The organism is Clostridium oryzae, assembly GCF_002029235.1.
In the GTDB taxonomy this organism is placed as follows: domain Bacteria; phylum Bacillota; class Clostridia; order Clostridiales; family Clostridiaceae; genus Clostridium_AE; species Clostridium_AE oryzae.
Genome location: NZ_MZGV01000085.1, coordinates 1 through 17,243 on the forward strand (window position 1 = coordinate 1; position 17,243 = coordinate 17,243).

The following is a 17,243-nucleotide window of genomic DNA, read 5'->3' on the forward strand; positions in this document are numbered from 1 at the left end:
TAGAAAAACATACACCGTTTCGAGGATTTTGTACAAAAAGGAAATATTGTGGTACTGCACAGATTGATCTGTTCATTAAACACTTGTACCACGAATTTTATAAATTTCCTAAAGAGTAAAAATTAAAAAACTCAGGTTTCCCTGAGTTTTTTACCGCTATTTTATTCAATTTCTTAAATTTATAAGATTTCTTTTTTATTAAGCATGAATTTTTTCTGGAACCACTTGCTCTTCTATAGATTCTGCTGATAATGCTTTTCTTATGAAATATATAGAAGTTATAAATGTTATTAAGTGTGATATAGGATAAGCTAACCATGCTCCTGTAACACCTATCAACTGTATTAAAAATGCAGCAATTGGTATAAGCAGTATTATCTGTCCATATATTGATAGTAAGAATGATTTTCTTGGCTCTTTTGTAGCTTGATAATAGTAAATACATATATAATATATTCCTAAAAGCGGCATCAATGATATACATATTCTAAAAGCTGTGACAGCATCTGCTAGTAAACTGGTATCTTCAAGAAAAAATCCTATAATCTGCTTTGTGAACACCATAAATGTAACCCAAAAAACCATTGTAGCTGCCGAAATAGCTTGTATAGCCTTTTTAAGCGTTTCTCTCATTTTTTGAAAGTTACCTGCGCCGTAATAATACGCAATTATTGGCTGCATTCCAGAACTTATTCCAATTAATGTCACGAATATAAACATAGATATTCTTGTAGTAACTCCTATAATTATAATAGCCTCATCACCACCGCTTACAGAAAGCATATGGTTAAGCACTACTGATACGACCGCATCTGATATTTCTGTTATAAATGTAGAAAATCCAATGGCTGCTATTGAAAACATTATAGTTTTATTAAATGATAAGTGTACGTTTTTTAAATCGAATTTTAAGTTAAAATATCTATTTACTTCTCTAAACTTATGCATTGAATATATAAATGCTGCTATCTGAGATACTATTGTAGCTATAGCTGCTCCAGATACTCCAATATCGAATATTGCTACAAGTATATAATTAATGACTAAGTTCATCAGTGTACCAATTATATTAGCGTATAACGTTACTTTAGTATTACCGAGGGCTGTCATAATATAACATGCAACAGTGAATAGGCATTGGAAAACACCACCTATAAGTATAATTGATACATACTTGTTTGCTAGGCTGAATATTTCACCGTTAGCTCCAAAACCAGCTATCAGGTTCTTCCTAAACAAAAATATAATAAAACATACAGTAATAAGCGTAACTGTTGTAAGTACAAAAGCATTTATGATGGTATCTTTTAATGCTTTCATATTCTTTTCTCCTAAACTTCTTGCCACGCGGGTAGAAGCCCCTATGGATATGAGCATACCTACTGCTATAATAAATCTTTGAATAGGGAAAGCTATAGTTAATGCTCCGATGGCATTAGGTCCGATATATCTTCCTACAAACACTGTGTCTACCATATTATATAATTCCAGTACCAACAATGATATTATTGATGGTATCGCAAATTTTAGAAGTATTCTACCAACCCTCGAATTATTAAATATTGTGTTGTTACTTCCCATGATTCTCTACCTCCTTAGGTACAATTTAAGTATACTAGGAAATAGCGAACCTTTAAACTGACTTAACTGTCTAATAAAAAGTACAAATAAGCCTTTCTTTAGTCAGTGGTAATTTATGTTAAAAGCAGAAAAACACCTAATTAAAGGTGTTTTTGTACTCTAAAATATGAATTTATGCTTAAAATGCGTACATTTTTACTGCTTCAGAAAATAACTTTATATCTTTATTGTTACATAATTGTATAAAAGCTTAAGCTTGTCCATTTATTTAATATAATTATATGTCGCAGGAGATACAATCGCATAATTGAATGCATCTTTATAATTTCCATTATGCTTAGCCTTTTTAGCTATATTTCGTATATGAAGGACCTTTCCTCCATACTCTCCTGCCTGATTATCGGCTATATATGCCTGACTATAGTCCCCTTTTTTTACCCAGCCCATAAAAATATATGCATGTGTCGGCTTTCCGTTTCCTCCGTTTACATCCTTAGTGAAGCAAACGCTTCCTGGTGTAAGCTTTTTATAGCTCGTCACCTTTTTCCAACCTCTTGCTAAAAGGTTTGAAGCAAAATGATGTGTAAAGCTTACATGCTTTGGTATTGACACACCAACATTTCTTAACGCCTGCGAACTAAAATACACACAGGCGTTATGAGCACTACCATGATTTATCGCTTTTGCCTGACTAAAAGTTTTGTTCCTTCGTTTAAGATCATTTAAATAATTATAAACTCTCACATTGGTAGTATCTACCTGCTTTACACTTATAGGTTTAAGCATCATTGAAGGCATAGCTTTTACTCCATTACTATACACAGCCATCTTACCAGTTACGCTTAAAATAAAACCTTTGTATTTGTCATAAGACTTATCTATAGTGTATTTATTATTAATCTTAAGCTCATTGTTTATAAAGCCTTTAACTTTTACAGTTTGATATTTGATTATTTTAGATGTGAGTGTGTATTGAGGTGAATAGACCGAGTATGCTCTAGATACAACGTTAGTCCTTAAATCTAAAACATATTTTTCTTTACCCGTAACTGTAACGAATCTGTGATTGTACTGACTGTATTTTGCAGCAGCAGATGCGCTGCTAAAGTTTAGAGCAAATTGCTTGTCCCTTACTGATATATAGCTTTTACCGTTAGCTATTTTTACACTTCCACTTAACTTAACCTGCTTGTACGATATCTGCAGAGGATTTCCGTCTCTAACAGAGACAGCTTCCATCCATGGAATGTCTATCATTAGGCTACCATAAGTATAAGTGTAACTTGCTGTGTCTAAATCGCAGTATTTATCAACATACTGCTGCAGGTCTAGACTCCCTCTCAATTCAGTTTCATTGTTACCAGATATATAATAATAGGAATTATTTTTATTAATTACTTTAACATACTGCATGGTATTAGTTTTCACAGTCTTTTTATATCCAGTTACATCAATAACTTCACTAGTATGCAAACTGTTATCATCCTCAGCTGTTGATGACAGGTTTACTAGTTTTCCTACAAATGACTGTAAATCCTGTGTACCATCATAAATCAAATTAAACTCTTTATCTTTCGTAACTAGGGAATATTTGTTATCACCTTTCCAGTAGATAACACCATATACATTTTCACTGGCCTTTGCTGGTATAGACAACATAATTACCATAAAAACTAAAACTAAAACAATTGATATTTTTGATTTCATAAGCTCAACTCCTAAATTGGGCTCTACCCCTGAAAATTATTTGATTTTAATGTTATGTACCTGACAGCAAAAATTCTCCTTTCTCTTATGTAAAATATATAATAATCGATTTTTCCGTATAATTATACCTTAAATTATTATAAGATACAAAGGATAGTATATCCTTTGTAGGTTATTAATTCCATAAAGCAAAAACACCTTTTACAGGTGTTTTTGTACTTCTTTTATTATGATCAATGCTGCTCCATAACCTACCAGTTTAAGCTGCACATTCAAAACAGCACTTCTTTTCGTAAACTTAAATTCTATCTTAGGGAAAGAAGCCTTATGAAGTATCTCTTTTTCTTCCTTGTTTAACCTTATAGGTTTTCCCATGTCCAGCCAGTAGTTAAAGGAAGACCCATTTTCCTCATCCATTATATATGTTGTAATTCTGCTGGCCGATGTAATCTGTGTCATATTTAGAGAAAATTTCTTTTCTTTAGAATTTTTAAGTCCTCTAAGTTTTGAAAATTTTCTCAGCTTTATGAGGCTGGAAATATCTTCGTTATAGCTATACAGCAATATCTGGTACTCATTTTCACTCTTTGTGACAATATAACCATTGTCGTGTGCTATCAGTGTATCTCCTAGTTTGTTTAGAAGATAATACGCATAAAACGAAGGTTTTCTTATACCTTTATCATTTACAAGTCCAGGATACCCGAAAAATACTTCGTTAGTCAGAGCAACTTGTTTATCAAGTACATCAAAAGCCCTTAGAAATTCTGTTTTTCCAGTAGTTTTGATTTCATTTTCAATAATATAAGGTAACATATATGCAGTATCATAAATTGGATCTATATTCATTTGAGCATCAAAATGTTCTTCTATCACGCTGCACTTATAATCCTCTTCAATAATTGCAATTGCTTCAGTTGAAATATCAGAACTAACAGAAGACGCAAATTGAAACTGAAATTTGCTTAAATCCAGCGTCTCAACTTCACTAAAGAAATGTAAAAATGATTTTAGTGAATTGATGAACTGTTCTTTAGTAAACCCGTTATCATCTAACACTATGAGCGGATATATCTTTATACTGTCTAAATATTCAAATACAGTCATAGCTCTGCTCCAGTTATGAAAAACAGCATCAGGAAATATGCCCATATCCGTTGAAAATACATTTAACAGTCTGGCATGTTCAAAACCTATCTCCTCATCTAATTCCTCAAGAATATCTTTGTTGTCTTCAATTAGAAGATCAAAAGCATCTCCTACATTTATAACATCTTTAAAACTTTTTTCATACTCTCCTAAGTTACCACTCATGTCTATGCTGAGTTTATTTATCTTATCTTCAGAATTGTATCTATCATAATCTTCCAAATAGTATATGACATAATCCATAGCTTCATTAATTGGATACTTTTCAATCTTCTTCTGTTTTTCGTAGATTTCCTCATCAACCTTGTACTTCTTTCTGAAACTCAATGGTGTCATCTTATAGTATTGCTTAAAATTCTTGTTAAAGTATCTGGTATGAGAAAAACCTACATCTTCAGATATTTCTGAAATTGTTTTATCTGTATCAAGAAGTAGTTTAACTGATTCCTCAACCCTTGTTGCATTAACTAAATCCGTAAAACTGGAGCCTGTTGCATATTTTATCTCATGAGACAGATAATGAGTACTTAAAAACTCTTTGTCTGCAATGTCTTGAAGTGTAATATTGTTGTTATAATTATTAAAAATATATTTTGCAATTCTATGATATCTTTCAAGTTGTTCATCATTTTCCTTTAGTTCATTCTGTTCATACATCAGATAGTGAAAATTATTTATAAGGTGATAAAGCAGTTTTACAAGCGTACCTTCTATTTCTTCGTCATAATTATCTGACCTTTGTACAATTTCACAAAGGATTATGCTGAGAAACGTTCTTAATTCATCATATTCTTCACTTTCCTGAGCTCCCTTTTCAGATGTATCAGTATAGAAAAACATGTTTTCTATATCGCTGTAGTATTTTTCAAAAAAGTACGGATCTATATAAAAAACCAGCACTCTGTTAGAAGAGTCTTCAGAATATAATTTATGTACCTCATCTACATTAATTATTTCAAGCTCATTTTCCTCTAATTCAAATGTTCCCTCATTTATAGTGACGTTGATTTTCCCCTTTAATACATACAGTATCTCAATGGCATTTTTCCAATGCAGCGGATACTCCTGTACACTTAGAAAATCTACATAAACTGGTATTCCCGAAGAATAATCAATATACTCTTTTCTAATATTATTACCTCCTGTTCCTATTTATCGCCTTAAAGCTATTATAACATATTTTATTTTTTGGTTGTCAACTAAGATTTTTGTAAACATAGTTGACTAGTCAACTATGTTGTGGTATTTTATTTTACGGATAGTAAATATTATATCATATACAAAAGTGCAAAGGAGAAACTATTAAATGTACGCTAACATTGATAAACTGGCTGGCTTAATGAGACTTAATAGTAATATATATAGATGCTCACAGGTATATTTAGACAGAAATTTAGCTAAATTTAATCTTAGTATGGGAACATATCCGTATCTCCTCGTGCTAAAAAGACTTCCCGGTATCAGTCAAAATTACATAAGCCGTGAACTTAGCGTTGATAAAGCTATGTCTGCCAGAACGATTAAAAAATTGATTGATGAAGGATATATAAGAAAGGAAGAAAATAAAGATGACATAAGAGCCTATAAACTTTACATAACAGAGAAGGCTCAGACTATCATTCCAGAAATTCTTAAAATCGTTCATGAATGGATTGACATGATTGTACCTAAAGACGAGGCTGATAATAAAGAAATAATAGAAACAGCGATAACTTTCCTGGAACAAGTACTTGATAACAGCAGAAAGTATAAATGTTGCTGTAATGATAAAACGAAAGGAGTTCACAATAATGAATGATAAAGTATACAAAAATCGATGGATTATGCTCATAACTATTGTTCTTGTGACCTTCATGAGCACTCTGGACGGCAGCATCGTAAATGTTGCCCTGCCTAATATGTCCGATGAGCTTAATGTAAGTATGGCACAAATTGAATGGGTAGTAACAAGTTTCCTAATAACCATCGCTGCTACAATACTTATATTTGGAAGACTTGGCGACATAAAAGGTAAAATCAACATTTTTAAATTTGGATTAATTTTGTTTACGCTAGGTTCTCTTTTATGCGGTTTTACTAATTCTCTTCCTGTGCTTGTCGCAGCTAGAATAATACAAGCTATAGGTGCATCAGCTACAATGGCCACAAATCAGGGAATTATTACTCAGGTTTTTCCAGCTAATGAGCGAGGAAGAGCTCTTGGTACTTTAGGCAGTTTTGTAGCATTAGGTGCCATGACTGGTCCACCTCTCGGCGGTTTTATAGTTTCAGCGTTTAGCTGGAAATATATATTCTTAGTAAATGTACCTATAGGGATAATAATTTTTATTTTAGTAATGAAGCTGTTTCCTAAGGCAACCGTTACAATTAATGAGAGTCTGGATACTAGAGGTTCTTCACTTTTTGTAATAGCTACCGTCGCTCTCTTTGCTGCATTAGTTGAAGGGCAGAGCGTTGGTTATAATAATGCAGTAATGATATCAGCTTTTATAATATCTGCATTAGCTTTTATTGCTTTTATACTTATAGAGAAGAAGCTAAAGGAACCTTTACTTGATCTTAGTATGTTTTCTAACAGTTTATTTTCGATAAGCATACTTTGTGCTATGGCGTCCTTCATTGCTATAAGTGCGTCTAATATAATTCTTCCATTTTATTTTCAGGATGCACTCAAATTTTCTGCCAGCAAAGCAGGCTTGTTTATGATGGTATCTCCTATTGTTCTTTCAGTAGTTGCACCATTCAGCGGATATATGTCAGATAAGATCGGTTCTGAAATTTTAACGTTTTTCGGACTTATTGTTACCAGCTTAGGGCTTATACTTATTTCAACGCTTACTGAGCGTTCATCAGTAATTTCAATAGTATTATATATAGTAATCATGACAATAGGTAATGGCATGTTCCAATCTCCTAATAATTCGCTGGTAATGTCTACTGTATCTAAAAACAAGTTAGGCATCGCTGGAAGTATAAATGCGTTAGTAAGAAACTTCGGTATGGTTCTTGGAACTTCATTGGCCACTTTGATTCTGTACAACAGGATGAGCTATAGAATTGGTCATAGAGTCGTAGATTACGTTCCGGGAAGACCTGATGTATTTATGTATGGAATGAGTCGAGTGTATATATTTGCTGCAGTTATTTGCATGATTGGTGCGATAATGACAGCATTTAGACTTTATCGTAGTAAAAAAAACAAAAAAAATGAAAATTATAAAGATGAAAGCCTAGCAGGTTAAAATAGACCACTTGATTAATATTCTAAAAGCCTTTCCGAAGTTATATTGGAAAGGCTTTTTATAAACTATAAAATAGCTGCAAATATTAACATTAATTAAATGAGTATGTCTTTCTTTGTAAACACAATATGAGAGATTACATAACTTAAAACCCCCCACACTACCATGACTATAACTGCAAGTTCCAGGTTTACGTTTGGATTTTTAAATCCTACTGCTATTCCTCCTGTTATAAGATCATCCACATTTCCATAAGACAAGAAAATAAATTGTGTTATCTTATGTATGGATTGTACAGCTTCTGACAGTACTAATACAGCTATGATAAATACTGAACCAGTTGCCATTGATACCATGCTGCTTTTCATAACAGTTGAGACAAGGAAACAAAAAGCAGACGCCGAAACAATATATAGTATATTAAGGCCGAAAAGCTGAATTAAATACTGCCATGTAGGAATTACATGTAGACTGTTATATATTAGTGTCACCATTTTAGTTCCATATCGCATTAGCTGCATCTTATCGTAATGATACTTTCCGCCTACCATCATCGGATAATTAAGATTTCCAAACCCAAACATTAAACCAGTTATAATAAAATAAATAAGTTCTATTCCAACGATAAGTACTATTGCTGATAAAGTAACAGCGATAAATTTTGAAGCTAAAACCTTTGCTCGCGAGACAGGCTGAGTCAGCAGTACTTTCATTGTAGGAGGTGTGTATTCACCAGAAACCATATCTGATGAAAACATTACGATTCCAATAGGCAGAAATATAAGTCCTAAAATTCCAATAATCTTTTGTATAATTAATACAGAATTTAATGTCAAATCATCCTGCGGCTTAATATTATGTTGCTTTAAATACTGCAGCTTATCTAAATCAGCTTTGATACTAGCTTTGTTACCCTCATCAAGCTTGCTATTTGTAAGCTGCTGTTTATAAGATTTAATATTATTATCTAATTTAGTTTTCCAATCAATTTTTGTATTCATCTGATCCTTAACTTGCTTTATTTGATTTTTAACATTTACTATCTGCCCATTTATGTCCTCTAACTCAGTTTTATCATTTTTATGGTTTTTCTTATCATTTTGTAAATATGACATTTCTGAATTCAGACTCTCTAATCTATGCTGTGGACTGTTATAATATCTATTAGTCTTGTTGTCTTTATAGATTCCAAATATTAAAAGTGCGGTAAGTATCGCAAATGCAATCGTTACGACAATAGTTTTCTTTCTAGACATAAGCTTTATTAGTTCATTTTTTATAAGTATCATCATAATCTTCTTCCTCCTTCAACAAGTTCCATATACCTCTCCTCAAGTTCCTGATGTTTTTTAAATATCTCTTTTACGTCTATTCCATTTTCGATGAGAAGTTTAAGTACAAGGTGAGAAGAATCGTGTTTGATAGCAATTGTAAATTCGTTTTCCTGCTGCTGAACCTCAGTTACAGCATTGCAGCCCTTTAATATTTCAGCTGTATTAGATGAATCCTTAGTAATTAAAGTATATATTTCAGTATCGTTCTTAATTGTTCCATCTTCTATGCTTTCTACAGATTTTATAACTCCGTCATTTATGAAAGCTACTGTATCGCATAGCTGTTGAACTTCACTAAGCATATGCGATGAAATAAAAACAGCAGTTCCATTTTTTCTTGCTACATTTTTTACTATTTCTCTAAAATCCAGTATTCCTGATGGATCAAGCCCATTAGTCGGCTCATCCAGTATCAGTAGTCTAGGTTTTGCAAGCAGTGCTAATGCCAAGCCAAGTCTCTGCTTCATACCAAGCGAATACTTTTTCACCTTATCATCAATTCTTTCCTTGAGATTAACCATTTCAATTATCTGTTCTATATCTTCCTTAGGTATATTTCTAACTCTTGCTATCTGCATAAGATTTTCTCTTCCTGACAGATATGTATATAGTTCTGGGTTCTCTACAACGGCTCCTACATTCGATAAAGCTCTTTCTCTTTCTGCTCCTATATCATGTCCTGCTATTTTTATGTTTCCACTGCTTGGAGCTATCAGCCCAACAAGCATTCTTATCGTTGTTGTTTTACCAGCGCCGTTTGGTCCCAAAAATCCGAAGATTTCTCCCTCTTTTATAGAAAAGTCGATATTCTTAATAATTTGCCTATTTCCTATATGCTTTTTAAGTCCTTTTACTTCTAGAACTTCCACTTAATTATCCCCCTTTTACAGATTTTATTGTTTACTACATAATAGATTGTACCAACTAAATATCGTATTTTTCCTTACATCAATCTTAAGGGTTTATTAATAAGTTCTTACAATGTTCTTAAGAAATGTTTTTGGCACTGCAAAGCCTAATTCATCCATTAAACATTTATAGTATGAACCAAAATATAAAAACTGTAATAACGGATGTCACTGCCATCCATTATTACAGCTTTTATTATCTAAATCCTATGTTCTATTTTATTATTTTACAATTGGATCTCCAATAGTTAATTTTGATGCATTATCGTTTTTTTCCGGTCTGAAAATTATTTTTTTAATTCCGCCTATTGGTATATCTTTCAAAGAAGAAACAGATCTGTTACTGATTTGCATTGAAGCAAGTTCAACATCTCTATCTCCATCTACTACAGAAAGAGTCAAAGGTGTAGAATTATCTCCGAAAGCAGAAAAACTCAATTTGCTATATTTACCATTAATTGTGACAGTCAAATCTTTATCTACTACATGTTCGTCAATATTATAGATTATCCCTTTATTAAATACTACATTTCCTAACGTAAGATGACTTTTATCAGTAGTCCTCTGTATTGTTGAGAACACACTATTTCCCGCTGTCATAGTAAATTCCTTATCTATAAGAGACTTGTCTTCTCTTTCTCCAATTGTAATAGAATTCTTCTTACTATTTACTACCACTGGTGTCCTTAGTATATTGCAAATGGAATTTACTGGTACATAATAATTATCATTGTATTGAATAGGATAAACCTTTTTGCCTTTATCATTCTTGAGGGTTGTATTATTTCCATTAAGTGTAAACTTAGTGCTTTTGTTTAAAACAGCTTTGATTTGTTTTTTTACAGTGCTTGCAGATACAACGCCTGAAGCAAAAATTAACATCGACATCGTTACCATAGCAGTAATTTTTATTGATTTTTTCATGGAACTTCCTCCTATTTTAGGTATATGTGTATTAATTATATAACATATATACACATTATATCAATATGTTGTAAAAATAGTATTTTGAAAAACTAATTTTATTGTTTTCCAGACTTTAAGGAACAATATTTCTCAAGCATATCAAATATACTCCTGACTCCCTTATGCCAGTGTGTGTCTTCAGCATAATTTTTATTTATCCATTTGAACGCTTCTGCCTCATTAGGCCTATTTTTGCACATATTTATAATTGAAACACAGGCTACTTTAGTGGAATCCTTAAGATTAGTATTATACTTTTTCCAGCTAATATAAACATTATAGGGATTATTCACAATCTTTTTTGAATGCTTTTTATTCTTAGGCACAAACCCTTGTTCTTGACCTGCAACTGCAAATAGAATATTAGGATTTAAATTATATTCTTTTGCAACATTAATTACTGTAGAAAAGTAAGGTTCTTTTGCAAGCAATGATTTTCTCTTTAATAAAAAGCTATGCAGCTTACTGGTATTTATCGCCTTATATCTAAAATTATGCGGCAAATTAGATACAAGAGATAGCCTGTATGCTTTAGAATATTTCACACTAACCGTTTTTGCTTTTTTATTATTTAGAGATTCACTTTTTTCCTCGGCCAGCTTTCCTGTATTTGTGTTATTATGTAATATTGAAACAAGTATAAAAACTGAGAGAACAACTATCATGCTTGCGCATACCACGATCACCATTCTCTTTTTACTTTTTAAATTTATACGCTGGACTATCTCCAGCCATTTTCCTGTGAAATTATATGTAAAGGAAGTTTTGTTAGCTAGCGGGATAACTCCTTCCGCTGGCAGCGGCACTTCATAATCAGTAACTATATTAGCATGCCCGTCAATATCTACATAAGCGTCCATTTTAACTTCTTCAATCATTTCTTGTTGTACATTTTCATTGATTGTACTCTGTGACACAGCACTTTTCCAATGCTTATTATGCTCCTGTGCACATTTCTCAATTTGACTAACAGATACTTTGTTTTCTACATTAAGATTTACCCAATTCTTAATACTTTCTAAAAAATCCTTAGAACTCTCTTTAGAGTTTATACAAACATTAAAAACATCCACCATATATACTGTTTTACTGATTCCCGATACTACATTATTAAGAAGCTGCTTTTTTATGTTTTGTATATACCTAGGAGCTATCCCTTCAATGCTTCTATCAAGTATCTTATGTATAGCGTCTGTCAATATTTGTCTTTTTTCTTGGTTTGATCTATCGTTATGTTTTTTATAAATATATTGTTTTAATAAAACAATATCTTCTACAGATATTACCTTCTTATTTTCTAACTCACTTAAGAAACTTTCCATCAATTAGCTCCTAATGAAAATATTTATATATCGTCATTCTGTAGTTTCTTTTCTACATACCTGTGCAAGTCATTAATCAGTAAAGCTTTTTTATCTTTTGTTAAAAAAGAAGCCTCTATGCCATTTTCGTCCATTTGTATAATATCTTTAATATTAAGGCCTTGATTCACTAATATGTTAATATATTATAATAAAATTTATCTAAATATTCCTTTAGCGAACTGCAGTCTCCCTTCACACCCTTGCCCCCAATGTGTTTATAATCTCTTTTTATAAATGTCACTTAGTTCTTTCTTTGATAATTGAACATAATTATTTGATAGCAATCTCTGTTGATTTTTAATTACATCTTCCGCAAATATATCCGCCTCTTCGTCTTTCATTCCGTAACTCTTCAAATTTCTGTTTTCCCATATCTCACTAAGCAGCTCCGCTAATGCATCATAGGGCAAATTATCGTCACAGTGCAGCAATTCCTTCAAATAACAATTTAATTCACTTACCTTTCCCTCTGGTTTTATCTCTGTATAGCGTTTGAAAACCTCAACTAGAAATTGATAATTACTCTCACCATGTGCCAGATGATAGTTTCCTCCTACAGGATAGGATAAAGCATGCACAGCTCCTGTACCAGTATTTCCGAAAGCTATTCCAGCAAAGTTACTTGCAAACAAGAAATCCTCTAATAGCTCTATAGTTAATTGCTTTCCGTTATCAAGCAATTTTTGAAAGCCTGAAATTATAAGTTTTATTGCTTCGGCAGCATACATTTTTGTATATCTGTTAGACTTAGGAGCTACAAAAGACTCCATAGCATGTACAAGTGCATCTATAGAGCTAAAAGCAAAGTACTTATAAGGAAGATCCTGAAGTAATTCTGGTATCAGTACAGCATCGTCGCCATATAATTCCTCAAGCGCCACACCAAGCTTAGTTTTAAGTTCTTTGATTTCAGCTACTGATATATTAGTAACCTCGCTTCCTGTTCCGCAAGTAGTTGGTATCATAACAAGTTTCTTATCTTTATGAAAATCCATTTCCTTATTAAATATGGCTTTTGCAGTTGTTAAATCTCTAAGTACTAAAAGTTTGGCGATATCAAGAATAGCTCCACCGCCTACAGCAATAACTCTCGAATAATTTAATGTATTTGCCTGTTTAATAACTTTATCAATAACAGTTGATGTAGGTTCACCGCTGCCGTACTTTTTAGGGAATATAATCGCTGCTTCAGCCGCATCACCCTGAATATATTTTTTATATGCTGATTCACTGCATACAATGAGATCCTCACTGCCTATTTTAAATTCATCTGAAAAGTCTCTGAACGTTTTAAATGTATGTATATTGGTCTTTAATTTAAATAAATTCATTATACCATCCCCTCTTATTATGTTTATGCTTTATTCAATATGCTTTTAATGTCTCTGCCTACAATAAAAGCAGTAATTATAATTAGCAATTATACCACAAAATATATGTAAATCTATAAAAATCCACCTAATCTTTTATAATTATTTATATAATAAAAATGGAAATGTTGTGACACTACGGAGATTGATCCGTTCATTAAGCACTTGTAACAAGAATTTATGTAAATTTTCTAAAGAGTAAAAAAATGAGATGCCTTCTTCGGTATCTCATCATGTAACTGACTCTTATTTTGAATAGAGCTCTATTACTAATATTTCGTTTACTTCTATTGGAATTTCACTACGCTCTGGTAATCTGATAAGCTTACCGCTGAAATTATCCATATTTTTTTCTATATAGGGAAGTTCAAAAGTTCTAAGTTCAAGAAAATTCTGTGAGAACATTTCATTTTTTGTTTGTTTTTCTTTTAGACTTATCACCTGACCAACTTTAACATTGTAAGATGGTATATTAATCCTTTCTCCATCTACATTTATAAGTCCGTGACTTACCATTTGTCTTGCCTGTCTAATAGATTTAGCAAAACCAATTCTATATACAAGATTATCCAATCTGCATTCAAGCAGCTTAAGCAATGCAGTACCAGTAATTTCTTTACTTTTCATAGCTTTATCGATATATTTACTGAATTGCTTCTCCAAAACCCCGTAATATGCTTTAAGTTTCTGTTTTTCTATGAGCTGTAGGCCGTACTGAGAAACTTTTTTTCCAGCTCTAGAATTTTCTTTACTTGCCCTCTTCATAGCTTTAGGATGACCATATATATTTACTCCTAGTCTCCTCGACAGCTTGAATCTAGGTGTTCTTATTGTTGCCATTATTTATTCCTCCATAATTGATTTTAATAAAGTTTCAGCCGCAGTAATTATTAATACTAACGTGGAAAGTATATCATAAATGATATTGAATATCAATATCTTTGCGTCTATTATTTTTATTATTTACTAAATCTAAATTTTTATGTATTTAATTGAAAATAATCCATCAAAATATCATAAAAACAACATCACCAATATTTAGTGTTCTCATATATTAACATTAAGGTACAAATACAAGGTTGAAGATATTTTATCAACTATGCTTTAATTGATGATTTTTTGACAACTATTTGTAGAATATATTATTAAGTATTATCAGGAGGTCGCTGTGAATTACATTACAATGGTTTTTGATATTAAGAATTCAAAGATGATTGAACAAAGGGATGCTTTTCAAAACTTATTAATTAATACTTTAAAAAAATGCAATTTAGATTTTAAAAATATTATAGCAAGTCCGTTTATAATCACATTAGGTGATGAATGGCAAGGATTACTTAACGAAAATTCAAAATATATGGACATTATTAACTTCTTTCGTAATGAGCTTCCCAGCAGCATAGATTTTTATACCGGCATAGGTATAGGTGAAATAAGTGTTCATAACTTTGAATTAACTGTAAATCAACTAGATGGTCCTGCTTTTAATCTTGCCAGAAAAGCTATAAAATATGCAAAGAAAAACAATTGTAAATTAGTGATTCTTTCTAACAGTTTAGTTTAGAAAAAATTATAAGCCGAACATGCTCTTAAGAAGAATCCCTCCCAGTATTGCTGAAATAAAACTCATAAGATTGCCAATTATAAAATACTCAGCAAAGCTTTCATCTGAAAGTTTACTTAACCTAGCGAAAGATTTGGCTGTAAGCACAAAACCTATCACTACAGAATAGTTCATTAATATACTAACAATTATAAATATTCTTTCTAATATTCCTATTATAAATCCTCCATTTTTTGCTTCTTGAGAAATTGTTTTGATCACATTTCCACTTTCATTTATAATGACACCTGACTGAGCTTTTTTTATATTCGAATTACAGATATGAATTTGACTAGAATCAAGCTTTTTTATAAACAATTTTATAAATATGCCTGTACACCATGTTGCCACAAAAAAAACAATTAACGCAATCAACTGTTTCTGCAATATAGTTATGCTTTTAGGATATTGATTGAATAGAGTTATCAATGAAGAAAAACCTCTTCTGAGATGTGAACCATAACAAACTATAAATATAATTGACACATGCAGAATCTGATCTAGAAAAAAAACAATCAGACTGCTTTCCGATCTTGGCCTCAATAGATAGAAGAACGATTTACTGAAATCTATTATGAAATGGGATACAAAGATAATAAAAACCAATAAAAATATATACTCAATATTCTTATTATAAATGTTAATAATTATTAGGAGGAAGACGCTGGTTCCTATAAAATGCATCGTTGCATGAAAAATGTTACCTTTAAATATTTTAATAATATTATGCTTAGATATTAAAGTTTGTCCACTATTTTTGTTTACAGGAAACCTTAAGTGCAGGAGTTTCCTTACTTGAAATACGAAGTCAAATAATATGTGACTTAACAAGCATGCTAAAAACACATCAATTTTCATATAATCTTCCTTTCAATAAAGTAGAATATACTTCAAGCAAATTACAAATAGTTTTTTTATTATTTACGTTTAGAAAATAATTAGCTGAACTTAATTTGTGTGATATATTTGACTTTGAATATTCCGGCATCCTCCTTTCAATACTTTTGTACGAACCATATTTTTCATATAAATCTATTACTTCAACTTGCTTATCCGTTAATCTGCTTTCTAACAGTTCATTATTCTGAATAACCGTATTAATTAGATCCACAATATCTATTTCTATGCTGCTGGTAGCGGCTACCTCACTATGGTCAAGCTCTTCATTTAATTCTTCTGACTCTTTATAAAAGTCTGTCATATCTATTGTTTCACCTATAAGCAGTGTTTTACAATCTTTCGTTTTTATATGTTCTTTTGATATTTTACTATTTGCTTTTAATGTATTTAATGCTTCTCTTGCATAAATGAAAGCTTTTCCATCCATCTGCCGAGTATCCTCGGACTCTTTCGTACTAATAGTTCCAATTCCTATTCCGCAATATGCAGCTGCATTATGTTTTCGAAGAAACTTCTTTATTTTACTAAAGATATTGTAGGTTTCGCTGCAGCATCTTAGAACGATCTGCCATTCGTCCCCTAACGTAAAAGTTATAGGGGCCACAAGTATGTTGTTGTATTCTAAATTTAAGTGTTTAAAATAATGCTTTAGTTGCTCTTGAAGTTCAGCTCTATTTTCTGAATTTCTAGAATTCACTATATCCATATTTATTACGCTGTATATCTTCATTCCTATGTATTTCTGCTGCGTAAAAAAATTAGACCTACTAAAAACATCATAAGTTTTGCTGTCAATAATGCATCTTGATGTAAATTCATCCTATCTGCTTATACTCTTTCACATTAGCAATCAAAACATGTATTTATCTTTTATTTTGACTTAATTATTAATGCATCTATCAAAGCTTATGATATCTAGATTTTACGCAACTGTCTCCTTTCCTATTTATAATATGTTTTATTTCAATCATCTTTATAGTATAATTGCCAAATTTAACATGATATATTCAAATAGCTCCTAATGTAATTTTATCTGGCAATAAAAATCTGTAATAATTATAACACGTTATAATTCGAATTGATATTTTAGAAATAACATATACTTTTATAGTATTGATC

At 31.4% G+C, this 17,243-nt stretch carries 14 protein-coding genes and 1 pseudogene; 3 read left to right on the forward strand and 12 right to left on the reverse strand.

Annotated elements, in window-relative coordinates:
* Positions 1-198 precede the first annotated feature (198 nt).
* The 3 genes from CLORY_RS20475 to CLORY_RS20485 form a co-directional block, all read right to left on the reverse strand.
* Positions 199-1,581 (reverse strand): MATE family efflux transporter, encoded by a 1,383-nt coding sequence (locus CLORY_RS20475; protein WP_079428039.1) that lies wholly within the window; start codon positions 1,579-1,581, stop codon positions 199-201.
* Positions 1,582-1,845: 264 nt separating this feature from the next.
* Positions 1,846-3,288: a hypothetical protein gene (locus CLORY_RS20480; RefSeq protein WP_079428040.1), complete on the reverse strand. Its 1,443-nt coding sequence runs from the start codon at positions 3,286-3,288 to the stop codon at positions 1,846-1,848.
* Between the two features lie 201 nt (positions 3,289-3,489).
* A complete protein-coding gene (locus CLORY_RS20485) occupies positions 3,490-5,568 on the reverse strand; it encodes a helix-turn-helix domain-containing protein (RefSeq protein WP_079428042.1) in 2,079 nt (692 codons plus the stop codon).
* Between the two features lie 175 nt (positions 5,569-5,743).
* On the opposite strand from CLORY_RS20485, the gene CLORY_RS20490 reads away from it, so the two are divergent.
* Positions 5,744-6,235, forward strand: coding sequence for a MarR family winged helix-turn-helix transcriptional regulator (locus CLORY_RS20490; protein WP_079428043.1), 492 nt, complete (start codon positions 5,744-5,746; stop codon positions 6,233-6,235).
* Positions 6,228-7,679: an MFS transporter gene (locus tag CLORY_RS20495; RefSeq protein ID WP_079428045.1), complete on the forward strand. Its 1,452-nt coding sequence runs from the start codon at positions 6,228-6,230 to the stop codon at positions 7,677-7,679. The genes CLORY_RS20490 and CLORY_RS20495 overlap by 8 nt, the downstream gene beginning before the upstream one ends.
* A 95-nt stretch (positions 7,680-7,774) precedes the next feature.
* Here the strand turns inward: CLORY_RS20495 and CLORY_RS20500 are convergent, their stop codons facing one another.
* The 6 genes from CLORY_RS20500 to rpsD all read right to left on the reverse strand — a co-directional run bounded on the left by CLORY_RS20500 (position 7,775) and on the right by rpsD (position 14,461).
* Complete coding sequence (locus CLORY_RS20500; RefSeq protein WP_079428047.1) at positions 7,775-8,971, reverse strand: ABC transporter permease subunit; 1,197 nt, start codon at positions 8,969-8,971, stop codon at positions 7,775-7,777.
* A complete protein-coding gene (locus CLORY_RS20505) occupies positions 8,968-9,882 on the reverse strand; it encodes an ABC transporter ATP-binding protein (protein ID WP_079428049.1) in 915 nt (304 codons plus the stop codon). The genes CLORY_RS20500 and CLORY_RS20505 overlap by 4 nt, the downstream gene beginning before the upstream one ends.
* Before the next feature lie 261 nt (positions 9,883-10,143).
* Positions 10,144-10,845: a hypothetical protein gene (locus tag CLORY_RS20510; protein WP_079428051.1), complete on the reverse strand. Its 702-nt coding sequence runs from the start codon at positions 10,843-10,845 to the stop codon at positions 10,144-10,146.
* 98 nt (positions 10,846-10,943) lie between these two features.
* Complete coding sequence (locus CLORY_RS20515) at positions 10,944-12,209, reverse strand: hypothetical protein (protein ID WP_079428053.1); 1,266 nt, start codon at positions 12,207-12,209, stop codon at positions 10,944-10,946.
* A 257-nt stretch (positions 12,210-12,466) separates the two neighbouring features.
* Positions 12,467-13,582 carry a 4-hydroxybutyrate dehydrogenase gene (locus CLORY_RS20520; protein ID WP_079428055.1) on the reverse strand — a complete coding sequence of 372 codons (1,116 nt, stop codon included), beginning with the start codon at positions 13,580-13,582 and terminating at the stop codon, positions 12,467-12,469.
* 285 nt (positions 13,583-13,867) lie between these two features.
* The gene (gene rpsD / locus CLORY_RS20525; RefSeq protein WP_079428057.1) at positions 13,868-14,461 is read right to left on the reverse strand and encodes a 30S ribosomal protein S4; all 594 of its coding nucleotides are present in this window, start codon (positions 14,459-14,461) and stop codon (positions 13,868-13,870) included.
* Between the two features lie 328 nt (positions 14,462-14,789).
* On the opposite strand from rpsD, the gene CLORY_RS20530 reads away from it, so the two are divergent.
* Complete coding sequence (locus CLORY_RS20530; RefSeq protein WP_242954468.1) at positions 14,790-15,185, forward strand: SatD family protein; 396 nt, start codon at positions 14,790-14,792, stop codon at positions 15,183-15,185.
* 6 nt (positions 15,186-15,191) lie between these two features.
* Here CLORY_RS20530 and CLORY_RS23865 read toward each other — a convergent pair whose 3' ends face one another.
* The 3 genes and pseudogenes from CLORY_RS23865 to CLORY_RS20540 form a co-directional block, all read right to left on the reverse strand.
* Positions 15,192-15,653, reverse strand: a complete 462-nt coding sequence (locus tag CLORY_RS23865; RefSeq protein ID WP_242954469.1) for a hypothetical protein — start codon at positions 15,651-15,653, stop codon at positions 15,192-15,194.
* A gap of 36 nt (positions 15,654-15,689) precedes the next feature.
* Positions 15,690-16,082 (reverse strand): annotated as a pseudogene (locus CLORY_RS24285) (DUF3307 domain-containing protein); the annotation flags it as partial.
* On the reverse strand, positions 16,072-16,854 hold the full coding sequence (locus CLORY_RS20540) for a SatD family protein (RefSeq protein WP_079428059.1): 783 nt from the start codon (positions 16,852-16,854) through the stop codon (positions 16,072-16,074). The pseudogene CLORY_RS24285 and the gene CLORY_RS20540, both read right to left, overlap by 11 nt.
* Between the last annotated feature and the right edge of the window lie 389 nt (positions 16,855-17,243).